The organism is Leclercia sp. AS011 (assembly GCF_037152535.1).
Classification (GTDB): domain Bacteria; phylum Pseudomonadota; class Gammaproteobacteria; order Enterobacterales; family Enterobacteriaceae; genus Enterobacter.
Genome location: NZ_JBBCMA010000001.1, coordinates 460,699 through 482,823, shown reverse-complemented (window position 1 = coordinate 482,823; position 22,125 = coordinate 460,699). Strand labels below are relative to the sequence as shown.

21 protein-coding genes are annotated in these 22,125 nt (G+C 56.8%); 1 reads left to right on the top strand and 20 read right to left on the bottom strand.

What is annotated here, in order from left to right; translation table 11 throughout:
* Window positions 1-6: 6 nt before the first annotated feature.
* Entirely contained in the window at window positions 7-906 is a 900-nt protein-coding gene (gene rfbD / locus WFO70_RS02150; protein ID WP_337014476.1) for a dTDP-4-dehydrorhamnose reductase, read from the bottom strand.
* Window positions 906-1,991, bottom strand: a complete 1,086-nt coding sequence (rfbB, locus tag WFO70_RS02145; protein ID WP_337014475.1) for a dTDP-glucose 4,6-dehydratase — start codon at window positions 1,989-1,991, stop codon at window positions 906-908. The genes rfbD and rfbB overlap by 1 nt, the downstream gene beginning before the upstream one ends.
* Window positions 1,992-2,044: 53 nt before the next feature.
* Here rfbB and WFO70_RS02140 point away from each other — a divergent pair, with 53 nt between their 5' ends.
* Complete coding sequence (locus WFO70_RS02140; protein ID WP_337014474.1) at window positions 2,045-2,332, top strand: hypothetical protein; 288 nt, start codon at window positions 2,045-2,047, stop codon at window positions 2,330-2,332.
* A gap of 34 nt (window positions 2,333-2,366) precedes the next feature.
* Here WFO70_RS02140 and galF read toward each other — a convergent pair whose 3' ends face one another.
* From galF to wcaA, 18 genes are all read right to left on the bottom strand, one after another.
* On the bottom strand, window positions 2,367-3,263 hold the full coding sequence (gene galF / locus WFO70_RS02135) for a GalU regulator GalF (protein ID WP_142486370.1): 897 nt from the start codon (window positions 3,261-3,263) through the stop codon (window positions 2,367-2,369).
* A 178-nt stretch (window positions 3,264-3,441) separates the two neighbouring features.
* Window positions 3,442-4,827 (bottom strand): colanic acid biosynthesis protein WcaM, encoded by a 1,386-nt coding sequence (wcaM, locus tag WFO70_RS02130; protein ID WP_337014473.1) that lies wholly within the window; start codon window positions 4,825-4,827, stop codon window positions 3,442-3,444.
* 13 nt (window positions 4,828-4,840) lie between these two features.
* A complete protein-coding gene (gene wcaL / locus WFO70_RS02125; protein WP_337014472.1) occupies window positions 4,841-6,061 on the bottom strand; it encodes a colanic acid biosynthesis glycosyltransferase WcaL in 1,221 nt (406 codons plus the stop codon).
* The gene (gene wcaK / locus WFO70_RS02120) at window positions 6,058-7,338 is read right to left on the bottom strand and encodes a colanic acid biosynthesis pyruvyl transferase WcaK (protein WP_337014471.1); all 1,281 of its coding nucleotides are present in this window, start codon (window positions 7,336-7,338) and stop codon (window positions 6,058-6,060) included. The genes wcaL and wcaK overlap by 4 nt, the downstream gene beginning before the upstream one ends.
* A gap of 15 nt (window positions 7,339-7,353) precedes the next feature.
* Window positions 7,354-8,832, bottom strand: coding sequence for a colanic acid undecaprenyl disphosphate flippase WzxC (wzxC, locus tag WFO70_RS02115; RefSeq protein WP_337014470.1), 1,479 nt, complete (start codon window positions 8,830-8,832; stop codon window positions 7,354-7,356).
* Window position 8,833: 1 nt separating this feature from the next.
* Window positions 8,834-10,228, bottom strand: a complete 1,395-nt coding sequence (wcaJ, locus tag WFO70_RS02110; protein ID WP_337014469.1) for an undecaprenyl-phosphate glucose phosphotransferase — start codon at window positions 10,226-10,228, stop codon at window positions 8,834-8,836.
* Window positions 10,229-10,277: 49 nt separating this feature from the next.
* A complete protein-coding gene (cpsG, locus tag WFO70_RS02105) occupies window positions 10,278-11,648 on the bottom strand; it encodes a colanic acid biosynthesis phosphomannomutase CpsG (protein ID WP_337014468.1) in 1,371 nt (456 codons plus the stop codon).
* A 151-nt stretch (window positions 11,649-11,799) separates the two neighbouring features.
* Window positions 11,800-13,236 (bottom strand): mannose-1-phosphate guanyltransferase, encoded by a 1,437-nt coding sequence (cpsB, locus tag WFO70_RS02100; protein WP_337014467.1) that lies wholly within the window; start codon window positions 13,234-13,236, stop codon window positions 11,800-11,802.
* Between the two features lie 3 nt (window positions 13,237-13,239).
* Window positions 13,240-14,463, bottom strand: a complete 1,224-nt coding sequence (wcaI, locus tag WFO70_RS02095) for a colanic acid biosynthesis fucosyltransferase WcaI (protein ID WP_156264205.1) — start codon at window positions 14,461-14,463, stop codon at window positions 13,240-13,242.
* Window positions 14,460-14,933 carry a GDP-mannose mannosyl hydrolase gene (locus WFO70_RS02090; RefSeq protein ID WP_337014466.1) on the bottom strand — a complete coding sequence of 158 codons (474 nt, stop codon included), beginning with the start codon at window positions 14,931-14,933 and terminating at the stop codon, window positions 14,460-14,462. The genes wcaI and WFO70_RS02090 overlap by 4 nt, the downstream gene beginning before the upstream one ends.
* A gap of 2 nt (window positions 14,934-14,935) precedes the next feature.
* Window positions 14,936-15,901 carry a GDP-L-fucose synthase gene (gene fcl / locus WFO70_RS02085; protein WP_337014465.1) on the bottom strand — a complete coding sequence of 322 codons (966 nt, stop codon included), beginning with the start codon at window positions 15,899-15,901 and terminating at the stop codon, window positions 14,936-14,938.
* Window positions 15,902-15,903: 2 nt separating this feature from the next.
* The gene (gmd, locus tag WFO70_RS02080; protein ID WP_106993498.1) at window positions 15,904-17,025 is read right to left on the bottom strand and encodes a GDP-mannose 4,6-dehydratase; all 1,122 of its coding nucleotides are present in this window, start codon (window positions 17,023-17,025) and stop codon (window positions 15,904-15,906) included.
* Window positions 17,026-17,052: 27 nt separating this feature from the next.
* A complete protein-coding gene (gene wcaF, locus WFO70_RS02075) occupies window positions 17,053-17,601 on the bottom strand; it encodes a colanic acid biosynthesis acetyltransferase WcaF (RefSeq protein ID WP_337014464.1) in 549 nt (182 codons plus the stop codon).
* Window positions 17,602-17,616: 15 nt separating this feature from the next.
* Complete coding sequence (wcaE, locus tag WFO70_RS02070; RefSeq protein WP_337014463.1) at window positions 17,617-18,363, bottom strand: colanic acid biosynthesis glycosyltransferase WcaE; 747 nt, start codon at window positions 18,361-18,363, stop codon at window positions 17,617-17,619.
* Between the two features lie 11 nt (window positions 18,364-18,374).
* Window positions 18,375-19,595: a colanic acid polymerase WcaD gene (gene wcaD, locus WFO70_RS02065; RefSeq protein ID WP_337016565.1), complete on the bottom strand. Its 1,221-nt coding sequence runs from the start codon at window positions 19,593-19,595 to the stop codon at window positions 18,375-18,377.
* The gene (wcaC, locus tag WFO70_RS02060) at window positions 19,570-20,787 is read right to left on the bottom strand and encodes a colanic acid biosynthesis glycosyltransferase WcaC (protein ID WP_337014462.1); all 1,218 of its coding nucleotides are present in this window, start codon (window positions 20,785-20,787) and stop codon (window positions 19,570-19,572) included. Before wcaC ends, wcaD begins: the two co-directional genes overlap by 26 nt.
* Complete coding sequence (gene wcaB / locus WFO70_RS02055) at window positions 20,784-21,272, bottom strand: colanic acid biosynthesis acetyltransferase WcaB (protein ID WP_333850462.1); 489 nt, start codon at window positions 21,270-21,272, stop codon at window positions 20,784-20,786. The genes wcaC and wcaB overlap by 4 nt, the downstream gene beginning before the upstream one ends.
* 2 nt (window positions 21,273-21,274) lie before the next feature.
* Window positions 21,275-22,114, bottom strand: a complete 840-nt coding sequence (wcaA, locus tag WFO70_RS02050; RefSeq protein WP_337014461.1) for a colanic acid biosynthesis glycosyltransferase WcaA — start codon at window positions 22,112-22,114, stop codon at window positions 21,275-21,277.
* Window positions 22,115-22,125 lie beyond the last annotated feature (11 nt).

The window sequence follows — 22,125 nt, the reverse complement described above, 5'->3', positions numbered from 1 at the left end:
TTAAGGTCAGACCGCAGTAGTCGTAAACAGCTCAGCCAGCATACGTTTAACCCCGGTTTCCCAATGAGGCAATACGAGGTCAAAGTTTTGCTGGAATTTTTCGGTATTCAGACGGGAATTATTCGGGCGACGAGCGGGGGTAGGATAAGCACTGGTAGGGACAGCGTTGAGCTGAGTAATGGCCAGTTCAATGCCAGCCTTACGCGCTTCGTCGAATACCAGGGCGGCATAGTCGTACCAGGTGGTCACGCCACCCGCAACCAGGTGATAAAGTCCTGCGACGTCAGGTTGCTTCAGTGCTACGCGAATCGCATGCGCCGTACAGTCCGCCAGCAACTCTGCGCCCGTTGGTGCGCCAAACTGGTCGTTGATAACCGACATCTCTGCACGTTCTTTCGCAAAACGCAGCATGGTTTTTGCAAAGTTATTTCCTTTGCCCGCATAAACCCAACTGGTGCGGAAAATTAAATGACGGACACAATTTTCCTGCAGGGCGATTTCACCGGCCAGCTTGGTTTCGCCATACACGTTCAGTGGTGCAGTAGCATCTGTTTCCCGCCACGGTTGTTCACCGTTGCCCGGAAAAACATAATCGGTGGAGTAATGTACAACCCAGGCACCGATTTTTTCGGCCTCTTTGGCAATGGCTTCAACGCTCGTGGCATTCAGCAACTGCGCGAATTCTGCTTCTGACTCGGCTTTATCTACTGCGGTATGCGCCGCAGCATTGACGATCACATCAGGCTTAATGCGACGTACAGTTTCAGCCACACCTTCTGGATTACTGAAATCACCGCAATACTCGCTGGAGTGAACATCGACGGCAATCAGGTTACCTAAAGGCGCGAGCGAACGCTGCAGCTCCCAGCCCACCTGCCCTGTCTTGCCGAACAAAAGGATATTCATTACTGACGTTCCCCGTAATTCTGTTCAATCCAGGATTGGTAATTGCCGCTTTTGACGTTCTCGACCCATTGGGTGTTGGCCAGATACCACTCCACGGTTTTACGGATCCCGCTCTCAAAGGTTTCCTGCGGCTTCCAGCCTAACGTCTGGCTAATCTTATCGGCATCAATGGCATAACGACGGTCATGGCCCGGGCGGTCAGTCACATAGGTGATTTGATCGCGATAAGAGCCCTCTTTCGGTACGATTTCGTCAAGCAGATCGCAGATAGTATGGACCACATCCAGGTTTTGTTTCTCGTTGTGGCCACCGATGTTGTAGGTCTCGCCTGGCTTACCCTGGGTCACCACGGTATAGAGCGCACGGGCGTGATCTTCAACATACAGCCAGTCGCGGATCTGATCGCCTTTGCCATAAATCGGCAGTGCTTTTCCGTCGAGCGCGTTGAGGATCACCAGCGGGATCAGTTTTTCCGGGAAGTGGTATGGGCCGTAGTTATTGGAGCAGTTGGTCACGATGGTCGGGAACCCGTAGGTACGCAACCAGGCACGCACGAGGTGATCGCTGGAAGCCTTAGAGGCTGAATACGGGCTGCTTGGCGCATAGGCCGTCGTCTCGGTAAACAGCGGCAGCGCGGTAGACGCGGGGTGTTCATCCGGGTGCGGCAGGTCGCCATACACTTCGTCAGTGGAGATGTGGTGGAAACGGAAGGCCTTTTTCGCCTCTTCACCGAGCGTTGACCAGTACGCGCGAGCCGCTTCCAGCAGCACGTAGGTACCGACGATGTTGGTCTCGATAAAAGCAGCCGGGCCGGTAATCGAACGATCAACGTGACTCTCCGCCGCCAGATGCATAACTGCATCAGGCTTGTGCTCGGCGAAAATACGATCCATCGCCGCTTTATCGCAAATATCGGCATGCTCAAAAGCGTAACGCGGGCTGGTGCTCACGTCCGCCAAAGATTCCAGGTTACCGGCATAGGTCAATTTATCGACATTAACCACTGAATCCTGGGTGTTTTGAATAATATGTCGGACAACCGCAGAGCCGATAAAACCGGCACCACCAGTAACAAGAATTTTCACGCGTTAATTTCCGTTAAATAAGTTCATTGGGTTATTGAATTTCTGAACATCTAATGAATCAAAAATTCAAAAATCAGACACGCTACCGCCCCTGGCTTAACAGCTACCAGTGCACTGATCGTGGCTTAATAGAGAGGTATTTGGCCGCCAACTCCTGGCTAAATCGTGTCAGGGCAGCGTTCAAGTCAATTAATAATTGTCGTCTTAAATGCGTGCAGAAACAAGGGAAAAAACATGCCTGCCTATACAAAAAAACAGCGATTAACCGCCTGAAATTTAAGAAAATATTTAAAAACGAAAACGGCAGTGTCATCCGCATGGCTAATGCAAGCCTGGAATGATCCACTGCCGTTGTGTGCAACGACCTACCGGAAATTAGTCGTTGGTTAAGAGTTTCTTCATGCTTTCCCGGAACTTCTGCCCTTCTTTCAGGTTGCGAAGGCCGTACTGGACAAAGGCTTGCATGTATCCCATCTTCTTACCGCAGTCGTAGCTGTCGCCGGTCATCAGCATCGCATCGACAGACTGCTTCTTCGCCAGTTCCGCGATAGCATCCGTCAGCTGAATACGATCCCAGGCACCCGGCTCGGTACGCTCCAGCTCAGCCCAGATTTCCGCGTTGAGCACATAGCGGCCCACGGCCATCAGATCGGAGTCAAGCGTCTGTGGCTGATCCGGTTTCTCGATAAACTCAACGATACGGCTGACTTTACCTTCTGAATCGAGCGGCTCTTTGGTCTGAATCACCGAATATTCGGACAGATCGCCTTTCATGCGCTTCGCCAGCACCTGGCTGCGCCCGGTCTCGTTGAAACGCGCCACCATGGCTGCAAGGTTATAGCGCAGCGGATCGGCAGAGGCGTTGTCCAGAATGATGTCCGGCAGCACCACCACAAACGGGTTATCGCCGACGACAGGACGTGCGCACAGGATAGAGTGACCCAGCCCCAGCGGTTGCGCCTGACGAACGTTCATAATGGTCACACCCGGTGGGCAGATGGACTGCACTTCCGCCAGCAGCTGACGCTTAACGCGCTGCTCCAGAAGGGCTTCAAGTTCGTAGGAGGTGTCGAAGTGGTTTTCTACCGCATTCTTCGAAGAATGGGTTACCAGAACGATTTCTTTGATCCCTGCAGCAACAATCTCGTCGACGATGTACTGAATCATCGGCTTGTCAACGATCGGCAGCATCTCTTTAGGAATGGCTTTTGTGGCCGGGAGCATATGCATGCCCAGACCGGCTACCGGAATAACCGCTTTCAAATTAATCATATTTCTTCCACCTTAAAATGGTTGCCGAATTATAGCTCTTTAGCCTGGTTTCGCCAGCACGATTTGCTACAAATCAGGCGTAGATGTTACGCCGCTGCCGTGCGAATACCAGTGGATGCAGTCTGAATCCGGGCGCTTTAATTCCAGGAATCCTCGCAAAATGCCGTCTGGTTAATATTTAGCGCTTCGGCAGCTTAAAATTCAGCCGTTCCGTATTAATAGTATGCTGATCGATGCGGTCGATATCCACCGAACTTTGCCCTTTCTCATTAACCGCGTTAATGTTCGCCAGTGACAGCAGCGTCTCTTCACGAGCCATAAATTTCCCGCGCACGTCTTTGCGCAGATCGAAATTCAGCGCCAGGGCTGGACCGTTCTTAGAATCCTGCATCACGTTGATGTTACGCATAAAAAGATGCTGAGGTTTATTATGCAACTCCAGCGTGGCGCGCTTCATCTCGAGGTTGGTGATCGCCACAAATGAGGTGGCATTGCCGGAGGAGATCTGTATTCCGCGCAATTTCCGCGCAAGTTTCTGGTTGTTGAGATGAATATTGTTAAGGCGGAAATTCTGCGGTATCGACAAATAATCGCCTTTAATCACGCCGTAACCAATTAACATGCCTGCGCTGTCGATCATTTCGACATTATCAATGACAAAATTATCGCAGCCATATATGGCTACCGTGGCGTTATCAATCCCCGCTTTTTTGCTGAAATCAGGGGTGATATTTCGCGCTTTAACATTACGAATAATAAAGTGTTTACCATTCTCGACGTGCACGAGCTGGCGACAGTTGCTGCCGGTGATATTGGCCACCACAAAGTTCTTCACCGCCTGGTCTTCCGGGTAGGCGTTGTCGTAGGTGCTACCGGCCAGGCCGATGCCGATCCCCCAGTTGATTTTACCGTTGGTGCAGTCGATGTGGTCGATAACGTGGTCTGAGATCAGAATGTTCTGGTCATTGATCGCCACGTTCCACTCAATGGCATCGCCCTGCAGATAGCTGAAGTGGCAGTTGGTGATTCTGGCGCCATCCACCTGGTTGTGGAACCCCTGACGCAGGATCGCGTAGTTGGCTTTGGTCACCCGCAGGTTGTCGATCAGCAGGTTGCGCATCACCCGCGGTTTTTTACCGCCGATATAGATTTGAGTAACCGGGCCATAGCCGCTCATCGCCAGCCCCTGGATCACGCAGTCGGAGCCGCGGACGTCAAGGGTAATGTTTTCGCTGCGCCCCTCCCCTTCGCCGATAATCTTACTGCCATCCTGCAATACCAAACGCCCGCGTCCGTTGCCGGTCAGCGCGCCGCGGATGCGCAGGGTTTTGCCCTCGGGGATAAAAATGGCGGTATTGATGTTGTCGCAGGTGAGCCCGGCGGGCACCACCACGGTATCAGCGTCGTTAAAGGCCTTTTTGAAGGCCGCGATCCAGTCACGCTGATTATAGCGACTGATGTCTACCGAGGCGCTGCTCGCGGCGGCCCGCACGCCTGTCAGCGATGCGGCGGCCAGAACGGAACAGGTGGTGACAAACGCGCGTCGCGTCATCTCTTTCGGCATATCGCCTCCCTTTTTAAAGCGTCTGTAGCAGAGTGGCTAACTGCCGGTTGATCAGGTGTTGATTAAAATCGGTCTCCACTTTCCGCCGCGCATTGTGCAGCACGGGCGAGAGCGCATGGTCATCCAGCGCGGCGAAGCGCTCCAGCTGCGTGGCCAGCGCCTCAGGGTTGTTCTCTTCCACCAGCCAGCCGGAGTGACCGGGCTCGATCAGTTCAGGGATGCCGCTGTGTACCGTGGAGACCACCGGGATCCCCACCGCCATCGCCTCCATCAGCGCCACCGGGATGCCTTCCATATCGCCATCCTTACCGGTGACTGACGGGAGTAAGAAGACATCGGCGGCATCGAGCATGGCTTTGACTTGATGGCTGGGCTTGAACCCCGGCATCTCGACATACGCCTCCAGCTCATACTGTTCGATCAGGGTGCGCAGACGGCGCTCCCAGGGGCCAATGCCGAGAATGCGATAGTGAAAATCCACTCCACGCGCTTTCAGCTGGCGGCAGGCCTCAATCGCCACGTGGAGCCCTTTTTTCTCGGTCAGGCGCGCCACCGAGATAATCTGCAGCGGGCTGCCCGGGCTCTTCACCGGACGTTGGGTAAAGCGCTGCATATCCACGCCCATGCGCGAGACGGTGATCTTCTCCGGCGGGCAGCCCATGTTTTTCAGGCGTCCGGCCCAGAGATCGCTTATCGGCAGCATCATGTCGCCGCGCTGAAACAGGCGTTGATACTCGGGGGTGTAGTGCGCCAACACCTCCCGGCTGGAGATGTCGATCCCGTGGAAGACGGTGGCGATTTTCCCCTCGATAACCCCCAGCTCACGCAGCTTGGCCGCGGTCACGCCTGCCGGACCGAAGTGGGCGATAAACACATCCGCGCGCCAGGGCCGTACCGTCTGGCCGCAGATGGCGGAGAGGATCAGGTTGCGGGATTCGGCGCCATAGCGGGAAACATTCAGCGCCTTCCAGGTGCCCGGGCGATGCAGCCCACGCAGGGTCTGGCGGGCGCGGTAGCCCAGCTTCGCCAGCTTGCCCTGCGGCTCATCCTGCAGCCAGCGGGTTTTGCTGGCCAGGTCGTACTGGGTCCAGGCGGCGTGGGTATTTTGCGTGTCGCCCTTCTGCAGGGCGACGATCTCCACGTCATAACCCATATCAATAAACGCGGTGATCTGGTTCAGCACAAAAGTTTCGGACGACAGCGGGAATTTCAGTAAGAAGAAACCAACCTTCATTTGCCCTCCCCGACCCGATCCAGCACCGATTTCACCATTCTGATGCCGTTTTCACGTTCGGCTTTCACCGCCACCGCCAGGCGTTCGTTGATGGCCGGCAGCTGGCCCAGGGTGTCGCCCACCATCGCGCCCAGGGAGCCATCGAGCAGATGACGGATATCCACCGCCATCTCCGGCATGCCCAGCTGCTGCATGATCCCGGCAGATTTGTGTTCGTAGTTAATGGCGATGGCTGGCGTGCCGAAGTTCATGGAGATGATCGCCGAATGCAGACGGGTACCCACGGTCAGATCGCAGGCTCCCAGCAGTTTACCCATCTCGAGGTCGTTGAGTTCGTCCATCACCACGTGGTAGCGGGACGGATCGCTGACGTGCTGGCGCAGGTTGAGCGCTACCATGCGGTCATCCTTGTTGTAGCTGTCGATCCCGGTACAGGTAGAGAGCGCCAGCACCTGGTAGCCGCTGTCCAGCACCCGGTTAACCACCTCGGCAAAGGCCTTTTCATAGGCCGCCTGGGTGGTACCCAGACGCTTGTCGAACGGGGCCAGCTCGCGCAAGGTGATGGCGACGGTTTTTTGCTGCCCCACCACGTTCAGCCAGTGCTGCACGGCATAGCTGGGGGTAAAGTTCGCCTCCTGATGATCCACCAGCCAGGCGGTGTCCACCCCCTGCTCCACTTTGGTGGTATCGATCTCGCTGCGCTGCATCAGATTCAGGCTCACCGACTCACGCAGGATCAGGGCATCGCAGTGGCCAAACACGTAGTTCGCCAGCTGGTTAAACTGGGGATCCTGGAACGGCCCGACGCTGTGGCCGACCATAAACAGCGGTTTTTTCGCCATAAAGGTGCAGAGCGCATGCTCGAACTGCGGCACGCCGTACAGGTCAACGAAGAAGGAGCCGCCCACCTGAATGATGGCGTCGTAGCCGGAGAGCAGACGGACAAAATCGGTAAAGCCCTGGGCGATAGCGATATTGCGCAGCTTGCCGGTGTCGGTCACACGCGACAGCAGCACCTGGTGCTGGTAGCGGCGGCGCAGTACCTTTTTCACCCGGCCCATCACGCCCGCGGCATTGTTATGCTGCTTCATCTGGCTGTAGAGCGGATCGCCCATCACCGGACGGTTCAGCAGCCAGGAGGAGCTCACCGGGTAGCGGCTCATCACATCGACCTCGGTCTCAGGGGACAAGGTGTAAATAGCATCCAGCAGGCCGCGCAGAATGGCGCTGTCACCACGGTTACCACAGGTATGGTTGCCCAGAATCAGTAATTTCATAATGACCTCTTAAAATTAGCCTGCGCGAAGCAGCGTTTTTATCTTTTCGTTGCGGCAGAACTGACGTTTTATTTCCACCACCAGCGCATTACGCGACAGCACAATCATCACCGCGAAGGCCAGCGCACCGGCTGCGACCTGCACCGCCACCAGCGCCGCCAGCGGCAGATGGCCGTTAAGGGCAAGGCCCAGGCCATAGCTCACCGCCAGCGTCGGCAGTGACAGGTAAAACGGTAGCCACAGGCTGAGCATGTACTGGCGATAGCTGGAACCCAGCACCGGCTTAATCATCACGAAGTAGCTCAGTACGGTGTTGATAATCTGCACCAGCAGGAAGCCCAGCGTGACCCCCATCGCCCCGGCCAGATGGCCGCCGATGACGATCGCCGGAATAAACAGGAATGTCTTGAAGACGTTAAATTTGAAGCTGATATCGACGCGGGCTTTGGCCATCAGCAGGGAACCGATCGGGTTACCGACCGCGCGCAGCAGCCCCACCACGCACAGCAGCTGCAGGATCGGCACAATGCTGACCCACTTTTCACCAAACACCAGCGGCACCAGATTGCCGGAGACCACCATCAGCCCCAGCAGGGTCGGGAAGTTAATGATCCCCACCACCGACAGCAGCTTGTAGAAGTTGATCCGCAGTTTTTCAGTGTCGTCCTGAATTTTGGCAAACGCCGGAAACAGCACCCGGGTGATGATGGGGTTGAGCTTCATCGGCGGGACGACCGCCACGTTCCAGGCGAGGTTAAAGCCACCGGCGACGCTGGCACCAAGGGTACGGGCCAGCACCAGAGTGGAGAGGTTGGTATTCACGTAGTTGATGATGCTGTCGGCAGTCAGCCAGGCACCGAAGCGCAGGTTAGACGACACCGATGCCAGCGAGAACTGGAACCCCGGACGGTAAATTTTGCGGCCGAAGTAGCCGAACAGCAGGGTGCGCACGGCAGAGTTCACCAGATAGCCGAGGATAGCAGTCATCGCCAGCGGCCAGAAATGGGCGCTCACCACGGTAAAGGTAAATCCGGCCAGTACCGCGCTGGTCTCAATCATGCCGATTTTGCTGAACTCCAGCTCCTTTTGCATCAGGGCGCGGAACTGCTGCCCGTGAGGGATCACCACAAACGCGAACGACAGAGCGCGCATCAGCGGCGCCAGCTCCGGGTTGTTCAGCGCGTCAGCAATAACATCACTGAGCAGGAAAAGTGCGACGAATACCAGCACCCCAAGGCCGACGTTCAGCCAGTAGAGGGTAGTCAGCTCCAGCTGGCTAATCTCCTTACGCTGAATAATGGAGTTGGCGATGCCGAAGTCAGACAGCGTATCGGCCAGGGCGATGATCACCAGTGAGACCGTCAGCAGGCCAAACTGGTGGTTATCGATAATGCGCGCCAGCACCGTCATCTGCACCAGCCCGAGGCCGATGATGATCACCGTGGCGATAGCCGACCACTTTGCCCCGCTGAGGGTTTTTTCACGTAAGCTCATTTTAGTACGCCGCTTTGTTCACAAAGCCCTTGAAGACGGTGAGAAAAACGATTTTGATATCGAACCAGAGGCTCCACTCGCGGATGTACTCCAGGTCGAACTCAATGCGTTTTTCCATCTTCTCCAGGGTGTCGGTTTCGCCGCGCCAGCCGTTGATCTGCGCCCAGCCGGTAATGCCCGGTTTCACTTTGTGGCGCAGCATGTAGCCTTCAATCAGGGTGCGATACTGCTCGTTATGCGCCACCGCATGGGGACGCGGGCCGACAATCGACATGCCCCCGGTTAATACATTAATAAACTGCGGCAGTTCGTCGAGGGAGGTGCGGCGCAGGAAGTTACCGACGCGGGTCACGCGCGGGTCGTTCTGCGTGGCCTGGGTCACCACCTCGTCGTTCTCCATCACCTTCATGGAGCGGAATTTCCACACCATGATCGGCTTACCGTCCATGCCGTAGCGGGTCTGACGGAAGATCACCGGCCCCTTAGAGCTGAGCTTCACCGCCAGGGCAATGGCGCAGAGCACCGGAGAGATCAGCAGCAGGATCATCGACGACAGGACGATGTCCTCCATGCGTTTCAGCACCCGGTTGAGCCCGGAGAGCGGCGTGTCATACAGCGGCACTACCGGCACGCCGTTCACCTCTTCGATGCGGGAGTGCAGGATGTTAAAGGTGAAGACATCGGGGATGAGGATCACCGAGCAGGTGGTATCCGCCAGTTTGTGCATCAGGGTTTTGATTCTGGCCTCGTCGCTCATCGGCATGGCGATGTAGACGTTGTGGATCTTGCCCGCTTTAGCATCGTCCACCAGCTGAGAATAGTTACCGGCCCAGTCAGCCGAGACGCCGCCGGGCTGTGCATCGTGATAGACCCCGACCACATCAAACCCCAGCCACGGCTCTTTACGAAAGCCGTCGAGCAGCGCCAGCCCGGCTGGCAGACTCCCGGCCACCGCCACCCGGCGGGTGTTGTAGCCGCGGTTACGCAGCCAGCCCGCGCCGAAGCGGATCAGCGAGCGGCAGACCACCATCCCCACGCTGGTGAGCAGGTACCAGGCAAAATAGGTGGCAAAGCGATTATCAAAGTCGTTGTTGAAGGCGACCAGCCCGAAGCTGAAGACCTGGCTTAAAGTCCAGTTCTGCAACAGCAGCAGGAGCTCGGTGGTGATTTTGACGCCACGCCATGAACGGTAGAAGTCGGTCATCCCGCCGATCATCTGGAAGACGACCAGCGCGATGAGCGCCATCAGCAGGTGCATGTAGAGGAAGGGCAGCCCGCTGAGTTTACACACCATCCACAAGCCACCGAACATGATGGTGATATCAGAAAAACGCTGCACCATAGAGATTAACGATGCATTCGTTTTGGCTCGCTCGCGCTTTTTTAGATTTGTCATCGTTGTTCCTGTTTCAGGGTCCCCTCCCCCGTCGGGAGAGGGGCAAGGATTACTGATTCAACAGCGCCATAATGTCCTGCGTTCGCGCCGCCATCAGCGCCGCATCGGCGCGGGATTCCACGTTCAGGCGCACTACCGGCTCGGTGTTCGACGAGCGCAGGTTAAAGCGCCACTGAGGGAAGGTCATGCTGATCCCGTCGGTACGGTCAATCTCCAGGGCGTGCAGGGCAAAGTGGTGCTCCACGCGGGCAATCGCCTCGGCCGGGGCCGCGAGAGTGCTGTTGATCTCCCCGCTCGCCGGGAAGGCCGCCATCCGGTCACGCACCAGTTCACCCAGCGACTGGCCCTTCAGGCACAGCAGTTCGGTGACCAGCAGCCACGGGATCATCCCGCTGTCGCAGTAGGCAAAATCGCGGAAGTAGTGATGGGCGCTCATCTCGCCGCCGTAAATCGCATCCTCTTCGCGCATCCGCTCCTTGATAAACGCATGGCCGGTTTTGGACATCACCGGAGTGCCGCCCGCCGCAGACACCACATCCACCGTGTTCCAGGAGAGGCGCGGGTCGTGAATGATGCGTGAGCCGGGGTTTTTCTCGAGGAATGCTTCTGCCAGCAGGCCGACAATGTAGTAGCCCTCGATAAACTGCCCTTTTTCGTCGAACAGGAAACAGCGGTCGAAGTCGCCATCAAAGGCGATGCCCATGTCTGCGCCGTGCTCAATTACCGCGTTGCGGGTATCGGCCCGGCACTCGGGCAGCAGCGGGTTCGGGATGCCGTTCGGGAAGTTGCCGTCCGGGGTGTTGTGGACTTTCACGAAGGTGACCGGCACGTTAAGCGCTTTAAAGCGGGCTTCCAGGGCATCCACCACCGGGCCTGCCGCGCCGTTACCGGAGTTGATGACCAGCTTCAGTGGCTTGAGGTTCGCCAGGTTGATGTAGCCCAGCAGGTGGTCGATATAGGCCGCACGCAGGTCGATTTTTTTGTAGCTGCCGCGCTTTGCTTCGTTCACCGGCGGGAAGTCGTTGGCTTCCGCCAGACGCTGCACGTCGCGCAGACCGGTGTCGCCGCTGATTGGGCGGGCACCCTCGCGCACCAGCTTCATGCCGTTGTAGTCCATCGGGTTATGGCTGGCGGTCACTTCGATCCCGCCGTCAACGCCTAAATGGAAGGTGGCAAAGTAGATCTCTTCGGTGCCGGACAAACCGATGTCCAGCACGTTGACGCCCGCGTCCTGCAGCCCTTTCGCCAGCGCCAGCTTCAGGGATTCGCTGGTCAGGCGCACGTCGCCGCCCAGCACGATGGTTTTCGGCTTTAAGTATTCGCCGTACGCGCGGCCAATGCGCCACGCAATGTCCTCATTCAGCTCTTCACCGAGCTTGCCGCGAATATCGTAGGCTTTAAAACAGGTTAATTTTTGCATCATTACCCCTTATTCAGGCAACAGTTGGCCCTGGCTCTTAATGAGCCTTATTCATTGGTGTTGAATTCATCGCCCGGTGGCGCTGCGCTTACCGGGCCTGCGATCCGTAGGCCGGATAAGCAACGCGCATCCGGCACGCCACGCGCTGGGGCTAAACCCGGCCGTATCTGTCCTCAAAGCGGACAATATCGTCCTCTTCCAGGTACGAGCCGGAGCGCACTTCAATCAGGTCGAGCGGGATTTTCCCCGGATTTTCCAGGCAGTGGGTCGCGCCTAAAGGGATGTAAATGGATTCGTTTTCACCCAGCAGCGTCACCACCTCGTCGATGGTCACTTTGGCGGTTCCCGCCACCACCACCCAGTGCTCGGCGCGGTGATGGTGCATCTGCACCGACAGCCCTTCGCCCGGCTTAACGGTGATGCGTTTGACCTGGTAGCGATCGCCTTCGTCGATGGAGTCGTATTTGCCCCACGGACGGTAAACTTCCCGGTGAATGTGGTGCTCATGGCGGCCATCGGCCTTAATCTGCTCGACGACTTTTTTGACGTCCTGCACCGCGTTGCGATCGGCAATCAGCACCGCATCTTTGGTCTGTACGACGACAAGATCCTTAACCCCGACGGTGGTCACCAGCCCGGACTCGGCGTAGACGTAGCTGTTTTCAGTTTTATGGCTGATCACGTCACCGTGATGGACGTTGCCTTCCGGCGTCTGGGCGCTGATCTCCCACAGGGAAGACCAGGAGCCGACGTCGCTCCAGCCCGCATCCATCGGCACCACCACCGCATCGGCGGTACGTTCCATTACCGCGTAATCCACCGACTCTTCCGGGCAGGCAAGGAACGCGGCTTCATCGACGCGAATAAAGTCCAGATCCGGGTCAACGGTAGCCATGGCCTGCTGACAGGCGTTCAGGATATCCGGACGATACTTCTCCAGCTCTTCCAGATAACGTCCGGCGCGGAACAGGAACATGCCGCTGTTCCAGTAATACTCACCGCTGGCGACGTAGGCCTGGGCGGTTTCCATATTCGGTTTCTCGACAAACTGCGCCACGTCAAAGGCCAGGCTGTCGCCCTCGCCCGGCGTAACGTTGCCACGGCGAATGTAGCCATAGCCAGTTTCCGGCAGATCCGGCACGATGCCGAAGGTCACCAGCTTGCCGCTTTCGGCATAAGGAATGGCGGCGCGCACGGCGTCGCGGAAGGCCTCTTCCTGCTGGATCACGTGATCCGCTGCCAGCACCAGCATCAGGGGATCGCAATCCGAGCTGCTGCGCTGGGCTGCCAGCGCTGCCAGAGCGATGGCCGGGGCGGTGTTGCGTCCGGCAGGCTCAAGAATGATGTTTTCGGTCAGCTTGTTCAGCTGACGCAGCTGCTCGGCGACGATAAAACGGTGCTGTTCGTTACAGATCACCACCGGGCTTTCGCACTCCACACCCTGCAGACGGTTCACCGTCGTCTGCAGCATGGTGAGTTCCCCTTTCAGGCAGAGGAACTGTTTTGGATAGAGCACGCGGGAGAGCGGCCACAACCGGCTACCAGAGCCACCTGCCATTACCACCGGGTACAACGTATTTTTACTCATGATTTATCCCCGAATATCTGCAATAAACTGGCTCAGCACGTTCTCTTTCTCGAGCGTGCGTTCGGCATAGTCACGGGCGACCCTGTTCTCTTTGGGCATCGTCAGCGCCTGTTCGATCCCGGCTACCAGCGCGGGCACCGACTCGGGCTCCACGCACACGGCGATCCCCGGCAGGGTGTCGCACAGCTGGCCCAGTTCGGTGTGGGCTTCGGCGGTGATCACGGCGTTGCCGCCCACCGCCAGAATATTGGTCAGCTTGGAGGGCAGAACCGCATCCGCCGCGCCGCGCTTTTGCACCACCAGATGGCAATCGGCCATCTTCAGCAGCGCCGGTAAGGCGTCGTAAGACTGCAGCGGGAAGAACTGAACGTTCTGCAGGCCGCGTTCGCGGGCCATCTTCTCCAGCCGCGCTTTACCGCCCCCCTGGCCGACAATCACAAACTGCCATGGCTTATCGCTGAGCGCTGCGGCGGCGTCGATAACGTTCTCCAGCCCCTGCTTCTCACCGATATTGCCGGAATAGAGCACAATCTTTTGCGCTTCAGCCAGACCCAGCTGAGCGCGCAGCGCCGCGACGTCTTCAGGTGTGACGTCGCGAAAACGCGCCACTTCAGACCAGTTAGGGAAGAAGATCACCTTCTCCGCCGCCACGCCCTTCTCCTGCGCCTTGTTCATCATTGAGCGGGAGATGGTCGAGACATAATCCACGTTGTGCAGGCCGCTGCGCTCGAAGGCGCTGGCCAGTTTCGCGACTTTGCCGCCCTTGCCTTTGCCCGCCATGCCCAGACCGAGCATGGCGTCCACTTCATAATCCTGAATGTGCAGCAGGGTGCGCGCCCCGGAGAGTTTGCCCAGCAGGCGCATGCCCGGGGTACAAAACAGGGTCGGCACCACGCCGATAATGCGATCCGGCTTCCAGCGACGTTGCGCCATCAGCGGGAAGAAACTGCTCAGGGCAAAACTGCCCAGATGAATCAAACGCTTTAAGGTGGAGGGCTGCTTCGGCACGTACAGCGGGCAGCGCCAGACGGTGGCGGCCCCCTCTTCGCGGCGGTAGCGCCAGCTTGAATAGCGCTCGCCGACTTTCCACTCCGGGTAGTAAGGCGGGGCCGTAATGACCCGCACCTCATGACCCTGGCTGGCCATCCACTCCACCATCTCGCCGGTGTATTTGCCGATACCGGTGAGTTCCGGCGAGTAATTGATGCCGTACACCAATATTTTCATAGACCCGGCACCCCTGACTGATTCAGGAAGTAGGCGCGGCTATTGTCATGCACGTTATCGCTTGCCAGCAGGGCATCCGGCTTCAGCCAGCGGTAATCGTCGTGCTGGGAATCAGGCAGACGCAGGTCTGCCTCATTCACCTGCAGGCGATACCCAATCACCACGTAGTGGGTGGTGAAACCGGTGCCGGAAAAGTTGTCGTCATAGAAGTGCTGCCAGACGCCGTAGAACTGCCCCGCCGTCATCGGCAGGCGCAGCCCCAACTCCGCCTCAGTGAGACGCGCGAAAGCATTTTCCAGCGTCTCGTCTTTCTGCACCCGCCCGCCCGGCACGAACCAGTAGCCCTGTGCCGGACGGTTGGTGCGTTGCCCGAGCAGGAACTCACCCCGCTCGTTCTCCACAATCAGATCGATGGAGATCAGCGGTGTGGAACGCACCACAGTGGCAAAATCTTCCTGACTTAAAAACATATCTACCCCCGGAAACGCTGCTGGTTTTCCAGGAACCACTGGTAAGTGCTGGCCAGCCCTGCGGCCAGCGTCACCTCGTGGAACCAGCCCAGCTGATGCAGACGGGTCACATCCAGCAGCTTGCGTGGGGTGCCGTCAGGTTTGCTGGCGTCGAAGGCCACGCGCCCCTTGTACCCCACCACCTGCGCGATGGTCTCTGCCAGCTCGCGAATGGTGCAGTCCACCCCGGTGCCGACGTTAATGTGCGACAGCATCGGCTCGGTGTTCTCCTGCCACACCTCGCGGGCCAGCTCCATCACGTGAATACTGGCGGCAGCCATGTCATCCACATGCAGGAACTCGCGCATCGGCGTGCCGCTGCCCCACACCACCACTTCCGGCGCGTTGCTGACGGTCGCCTCGTGGAAACGACGCAGTAGCGCCGGGATCACGTGCGAGTTGCTCGGGTGGAAGTTATCGTTCGGGCCGTACAGGTTGGTCGGCATCACCGAGCGATAGTCACGACCGTACTGGCGGTTATAGGACTCGCACAGCTTGATCCCGGCAATCTTGGCGATGGCGTAAGGCTCGTTGGTCGCTTCCAGCGTGCCCTGCAACAGCTCGCTCTCGGCAATCGGCTGTTTCGCCATCTTCGGGTAGATACAGGAGGATCCGAGGAACAGCAGCTTGTTCACGTTATGCAGATGCGCCGCGTGAATGATGTTGCTCTCGATCATCATGTTTTCGTAGATGAAATCCGCCGGATAGGTGTTGTTGGCGACAATACCGCCCACCTTTGCCGCCGCCAGATAGACCTGATCGATGCGCTGTTCAGCAAAGAAGGCCTCTACCGCGCCCGCATCCAGCAGATTCAGCTCATCACGGGTGCGCAGCACCAGTTCAACGTTGCCGCGCTGTTCCAGCTGGCGAACAATCGCGGAACCCACCATTCCGCGATGACCAGCAACAAAAATACGTTGTTTGCTCATACTCAGGACTCCAGCGCGATGGCAACCTCGTAGCCATGGGACTTGAGCAGGGAGTGTTTCTTCGCCGCTTCAAGATCGTGGGCAACCATCTCGGACACCATCTCCTGGAGGGTGATTTCTGGCTTCCAGCCCAGTTTTTCGTGCGCTTTGCTTGGGTCGCCGAGCAGGGTTTCCACTTCAGCAGGACGGAAGTAGCGTGGGTCAACCTGGACAATTACATCGCCCGGCTTCACGCCCGGTGCGTCATGACCGGTAACGGAAACCACGATACCCTTCTCTTCCACGCCGGTGCCTTCGAAGCGCAGCTTGATGCCCAACTGAGCGGCAGCCATCTCAACGAACTGACGCACGGAGTACTGCACGCCGGTCGCGATGACGAAATCTTCCGGTTTTTCCTGCTGCAGCATCATCCACTGCATTTTCACGTAGTCTTTGGCATGGCCCCAGTCACGCAGGGAGTCCATGTTGCCGAGGTGCAGGCAGGATTCCAGACCCTGGGCAATGTTGGCGATGGCGCGGGTGATTTTGCGGGTCACAAAGGTTTCGCCGCGGCGCGGGGATTCGTGGTTGAACAGAATACCGTTACAGGCGTAGATGCCGTAGGACTCACGGTAGTTCACGGTGATCCAGTAGGCGTACATTTTCGCCACGGCATACGGAGAGCGCGGGTAGAACGGCGTGGTCTCTTTCTGTGGGATCTCCTGCACCAGGCCGTACAGCTCGGAGGTCGATGCCTGGTAGAAACGGGTCTTCTTCTCGAGGCCCAGGAAGCGAATAGCTTCCAGCAGACGCAGGGTGCCCATGGCATCCACGTCAGCGGTGTATTCCGGGGATTCGAAGGAGACCGCTACGTGGCTCATCGCGCCCAGGTTGTAGACCTCATCCGGCTGCACTTCCTGCAGGATACGGGTCAGGTTGGAGCTGTCGGTCAGGTCACCGTAGTGCAGGTGGAATTTCGGGTTTGCTGCATGCGGATCCTGGTAGATATGATCCACGCGCTCGGTGTTAAAAGAGGAGGCGCGACGTTTGATTCCGTGCACTTCATAGCCTTTTTCCAGCAGGAGTTCCGCCAGATAAGAACCATCCTGTCCGGTAACGCCGGTGATGAGAGCGACTTTAGACATGTTTATTTTCTCCAGACTTATCAGAAGTTATTCAGTTTCTACGCGTTCGCGTATCACCACTGCGGGATTGCCACGGCAAAGCTTATTTGCCGGAAGCGATTTAAAAACACTGCTGCGCGCACCAACCACGGTGCCATCGCCAATGGAAACACCCGGCGCGACAAAGACATCGGTCGCCAGCCAGCATTTCTCACCCAGGGTGATGGGCTGCGCATTAATATCAAAATGTTGACTCATATAATCGTGACTGCCGGTACAGAGATAACACTTCTGTGACACCACAGAATTGGCGCCAATCGAAATTTCACCCAGCGTATATAACACCGCGTCATCGCCCACCCAGGCGTTATCCCCTAAGGTTAATTTCCACGGGTAGGTAATTTTTACCGACGGTCGAATCACTGCGTTTTTTCCGATTTTTGCACCAAACAGGCGTAATAAAAAAGCACGCCAGCGGTACATTATTTGTGGCGACCAGGCAAATAACGTTGCCTGAACGGCCCACCACAGTTGCACCTTAATACCACCTGCGCCACGAAACCCTTTTGGCACAGAGAAGCCGCTTAATTCCTGCATCGTGTTTCCTTATATTCAGGCTTTGTTATATAAGGCTTTGGTTTTACCCGTCGTTTTCAGACGTAATAAATAAGATAATTCCGCCAGTGCAGCTGGCATACGTAATATCTCGCGCTGCACTTTTTTGGCGTCCTGGCATAATTCAAGATTATTCGAGGTTGACACCCCGCCCATCGAAAATTCAGAGACCAGGCCCGGCAGACGTTTAAACGGATAACCGGCTTTATACATTCTGGCGGTCAGGGCGTAATCCGACGAGACGCGGTACTGCAGATCGTACGGGTACGTTTTTAATCCACTTACGGGAAAGAAAATCGCCTGGTGGCTGGCCGGCAGGCTGTGATAAATATACCAGCCCGGTTTCGCCGCCCGGCGCACTTTATTGCCATCACCAAAATCGAGTAAAGCGTCGCCCATGATGATGGCGTTCCCCTGCACGTTGCCGAGCTGGCGAACAAACTGCGCCACATCCTCATGAAAAATATCACCGGAGTTCAGGAAGATGGCGTAACGCCCCTGCGCCATATCAATGCCTTTATTCATCGCATCGTAGATGCCGCGGTCCTTCTCGCTGATGTAGCGTAAGTTGAACTCACCGTTCAGTTTTTCGAGAAACTCTGCCGTGCCGTCGTTCGAGCCGCCATCCACCACAATCCATTCAAAGCTGAGGCTGGGATCGCGGGCCAGATTGCGCAGCGACCGCCAGGTTTTTACCACGCCGTCAAGGTTACGGAAGGCAACAGTAATAACGCTGAGTAACATAAACCACCTCGTTATGAATGCGTAATATTCAGCGCCTTGCGCAAAATAAACGGGCAAACAATTAAGAACGCGTACTCCGGGCTAAATATTGACCCGGTAAAAAACAGCGACACCGGCGTAAAAAGATAAAGCTGTACGCGAAAATTCTGATTATCACCAAAGGCGCTGATCGTCATTTTGAAAACTTTCGTCAGATACCACGCCGTTAATAACACTGCAAACCATGAGAAATAAATAATTAGCAGATACAAACCATTGTCTATGGTTTTTCCGACGTCCGCACCGTTAAAGATTCCGAATGATGCGACATATTCATAAAGTGAGCCAAATCTGACAACGCCGTCAATATGGGTTAAAGAGTAACCCACCATCACCAGCGGACCGATAATACGGTAATAGGATGACGATCCTTCGGTCCCTAAATCACCCAGGCGTTCGGATATATACGGGAAAGCAAATACCACCCCGACCAGGAACACCGACAATGAAATGATAGCTAAAGGTAACTTTTTCTTGATCGCCTCTTTATTCAGATACTGAAAAGCCCATTCCAGAAGGTAAAACAGAATAAAGGTCATTACCCCGGAGAACGATCCAGAAAGGACTATTCCTGCAAGAATCATAGCATCGCTCTTGGGGGTTTTGATACCAAACTGTTTGATGCTGAGCCAAATTGAGATTAACGCCAGAGCGAAGAATGCCGGTTCGAAATAGAGGGCTGTGGTACGCTTGCCGCCAAATTTAATAAAATTCAGTACATAGCTGTTACTGTAAATAAGATATTTCGAAATTATTTCCATCAGGCTACTGCCGCCCGTCAGAATAATTTGCGCCATCTCCAGCGCGGCTATCATAACAATGATGCCAATCACCAGATAAAAGAACCTGAGGATCTTCCGATAATTGTGCGGCGAGATGGTTTTAAAGCGAATACTCCACACCATACCGATAATGATCACGATATAGACAAACAGCATGGTGGAGGTGACGTACTTGCTGGCGTCCAGCGACTGACCAAAGATGTAGTTAAAGGCCGTCAGCCCCACCCCCAGCCCCAGCGCAATCATCAGCTTTTTCACGCTGATCTTGTCGACGAACAGCAACAGCAGCAGCGGTAAAAAGGTCACGATGGTGATGGGGAAGCTCTCACCCAGCTGGGCAATTTTGACGTTGACCAGCAGGTAGATCAGCGGCAGCAGCAGATAGCTACAGATTCTGATAGAACGAGACATACTCCTCCAGCATCTGTTGTCCACTGTAGGCCTGACGGCTGCGGGTGCGGAACGATTCCAGGTCAGTGCCAAAAACAGCCTGGGCGATCTCCGCCTTCGACAGCTGCACCAGCGGCAGCACCTCGTTTTCACTGAAGGTTTTGCCCCCGGACTTCTCCAGCACTTCCCGGGCGGCGTCGCTGTGGGTGGCGATCACCGGTACCCCGATGGAGAGCGCTTCGCACAGGATCAGCGGGTAGTTATCAACCCGGGAGCTGAACACCAGCGCATCCATGCCGTTCAGGGCGCTCATCAGCTTGCGCTTGTCGGTTTCAAAGCCGTGGTTAATCACGTTGGCACCGTCAAACGGCGAAAACTTACCGAAGGTGTGGAGCTCGACCTTATCGCCGAGGGCCATGATCTGGCGCACCAGCTGCTGGTTGGTTTTGCCGTCGTAGCGCAGGTCGTGGGCTACGACCGCAATTTTCGGTTTGCCCGGCGTGACGGCGATTGGCGTCAGTTCCGCCAGAATGGCTTCTGTCGCCACATCGATGCCGTTGTTGATGATCCGGCAGCGCCCTGCCCCGTACAGGCTGTTAAAGGCGTCGGCTACGTGCTGGCTGGGCGAGATAAACTGGCAGCCGAGCGCCAGCATGTCGCGGAACAGCTGACGTTTACCGGCCACCAGCTGATGGGCGCGATCCACCTTCACCGGCGGATAGTTGCCGAGCGTCGGGCACTTCTGACAATTCTCTTTCCAGCCTTCGCAGCCGTCGGTAAAGGCGCAGCGACCGGTGACGCTCCAGTGATCGTGCAGCGTCCAGACGAAGGTGGTATCGGGCTTGTGCGCCTGCACCTTCTGACAGAAAGCCACCACCTCTTCCAGCTTCAGCCAGTAGCTGTGCAGGACGTGAAAATGCAGCACCACCGGGCCCGTCGTGCGGGTTACGGTGCGATACAGGCTGTTGAGATTGCCAAACAGATCGCGGTTAAACAGGCGGAACAGCGCAATATTGGCCATCGAGGTCAGACGCGGGGTGTGTTTCACCACCTGCGGGTAACGGTCGTGGCTGACGCTCTTCTTGCCGCCCTTGCCGTAACCGTAGATAAAGCGCGACTGAAGTCCTTTTTGCAGCGCGCGCTGGTGCAGATCCAGCGCCACCCCTGCCGCCCCGCCCTCGGCGAGACGGACGTTAAATTGCAGAATATTCATTTGATCACCTTCACCCGGGCCTTCTCGCCCACCACCAGCGCGTTATCCGGGATGCTGTCGAGCACCACGCTTCCCGCGCCCACGGTGACGTTATTACCCACAGTGATATCACCAATCATCACCACGTTGGCGCCCAGCTCAACGTTGTTGCCAATCACCGGGCAGGCCAGGCTGTCCGGGCCGCGGTTGCCAATGGTCACGCCGTGGCGGATGGTAAAATCATCCCCGGCGACCACGAACTTATTGATTACCACGGCATAGCCGTGGTGAATGGTAAAGCGCCGTCCGATGGTGGCCGCGGCCTGAATTTCGTAGCCGAAGAAGCACTCGGTGATGATGCGGTACAGCACCAGCACCGGGGCCGCCCACAGGTTATTGAGGACGTTCTTTTTGCGCCAGACGGAGCAGAAATGTGCCACCCGATAGGCCAGCACCATGCAGCAGGGGCGCAGGCTCCAGCTGTTTGCGCGACAATCTTCCAGCACCATTATTTCCCCCGCAGTCCGTCAGCCAGACGCTTGCCGTTACGCACCGAGATCAGCGTCAGCAGCGTGCGCCAGTTCATGCGCTTGTTGCGGATCTGATACAGGGTAAACAGCTGATACTTGCGGCTGGCGCGGTCGAACTTGTCCCGGTGCTTGCGGTAGAAGTGGAAGTAGCCGGAGAACTTCTTCGGCGAGGAGGTGATTTGCATCTCGCCATGGTTGATGTGCAGGATCTGCGTCGCCTCGTCCACCTTCCACGGCTCGCCATACTCCATCACCATCCGCAGGAAGATGTCGTAATCCTGAGCAGCCTTCAGTTCGGTATCGAACAGGCACTCCTTGAAGCGCCACGCCCAGGTAAAGACCTGATTGCCGATGATGTTGCGCTTGTAGAACAGCTGGCGCGAGTACGGTGATTTCGGGTACAGCGGCAGGCTGGCCGGCTGGGAGTAAACCTCCCCTTCGCAGACGTAGTCGTTGGCGTACAGGAACGCATGAGTGACCAGATGGTGCTGATGCGCCAGGAAGGTCGAGAGCCGGTTCGGCGTCCACTCGTCGTCATCGTCAATACCGGTCAGGTACTGACCGTTGGCCTGCAGGATCGCCTGATTGCGAACCGCACAGGCCCCGGAGTTGATGGCGTTGTGGGTGTAGACCACCCGCGGATCGTTGAGGTCAGTGACAAACTGCTGCAGCTGTTCCCAGGAGGAGGAGCAGTCATCCACGATGATCAGCTCCCAGTGGTCGTAATCCTGACGCAATACCGACTTTATTGCACGGATCGCCAGCTGCTGACGGTTCCATGTCGGCATATAAATAGAAATCAAAGGGCGTGTTGTCATGGTATTCCCCG

Bases quoted from the DNA above. Each gene is read 5' to 3' on its own strand.
- wcaK (WP_337014471.1), bottom strand. From the start codon at position 7,338: ATGAAATTACTGATTCTGGGCAACCATACCTGTGGTAACCGTGGTGAC.
- wcaA (WP_337014461.1), bottom strand. From the start codon at position 22,114: ATGACAACACGCCCTTTGATTTCTATTTATATGCCGACATGGAACCGT.
- WFO70_RS02090 (WP_337014466.1), bottom strand. From the start codon at position 14,933: ATGTTTTTAAGTCAGGAAGATTTTGCCACTGTGGTGCGTTCCACACCG.
- galF (WP_142486370.1), bottom strand. From the start codon at position 3,263: ATGATTAATTTGAAAGCGGTTATTCCGGTAGCCGGTCTGGGCATGCAT.
- wcaJ (WP_337014469.1), bottom strand. From the start codon at position 10,228: ATGACAAATCTAAAAAAGCGCGAGCGAGCCAAAACGAATGCATCGTTA.
- wcaI (WP_156264205.1), bottom strand. From the start codon at position 14,463: ATGAAAATATTGGTGTACGGCATCAATTACTCGCCGGAACTCACCGGT.
- gmd (WP_106993498.1), bottom strand. From the start codon at position 17,025: ATGTCTAAAGTCGCTCTCATCACCGGCGTTACCGGACAGGATGGTTCT.
- cpsB (WP_337014467.1), bottom strand. From the start codon at position 13,236: ATGAGTAAAAATACGTTGTACCCGGTGGTAATGGCAGGTGGCTCTGGT.
- rfbD (WP_337014476.1), bottom strand. From the start codon at position 906: ATGAATATCCTTTTGTTCGGCAAGACAGGGCAGGTGGGCTGGGAGCTG.
- WFO70_RS02140 (WP_337014474.1), top strand. From the start codon at position 2,045: ATGAATCAAAAATTCAAAAATCAGACACGCTACCGCCCCTGGCTTAAC.
- wzxC (WP_337014470.1), bottom strand. From the start codon at position 8,832: ATGAGCTTACGTGAAAAAACCCTCAGCGGGGCAAAGTGGTCGGCTATC.
- wcaF (WP_337014464.1), bottom strand. From the start codon at position 17,601: ATGCAGGAATTAAGCGGCTTCTCTGTGCCAAAAGGGTTTCGTGGCGCA.
- wcaL (WP_337014472.1), bottom strand. From the start codon at position 6,061: ATGAAGGTTGGTTTCTTCTTACTGAAATTCCCGCTGTCGTCCGAAACT.
- fcl (WP_337014465.1), bottom strand. From the start codon at position 15,901: ATGAGCAAACAACGTATTTTTGTTGCTGGTCATCGCGGAATGGTGGGT.
- wcaE (WP_337014463.1), bottom strand. From the start codon at position 18,363: ATGTTACTCAGCGTTATTACTGTTGCCTTCCGTAACCTTGACGGCGTG.
- cpsG (WP_337014468.1), bottom strand. From the start codon at position 11,648: ATGCAAAAATTAACCTGTTTTAAAGCCTACGATATTCGCGGCAAGCTC.
- wcaM (WP_337014473.1), bottom strand. From the start codon at position 4,827: ATGCCGAAAGAGATGACGCGACGCGCGTTTGTCACCACCTGTTCCGTT.
- wcaD (WP_337016565.1), bottom strand. From the start codon at position 19,595: ATGTCTCGTTCTATCAGAATCTGTAGCTATCTGCTGCTGCCGCTGATC.
- wcaC (WP_337014462.1), bottom strand. From the start codon at position 20,787: ATGAATATTCTGCAATTTAACGTCCGTCTCGCCGAGGGCGGGGCGGCA.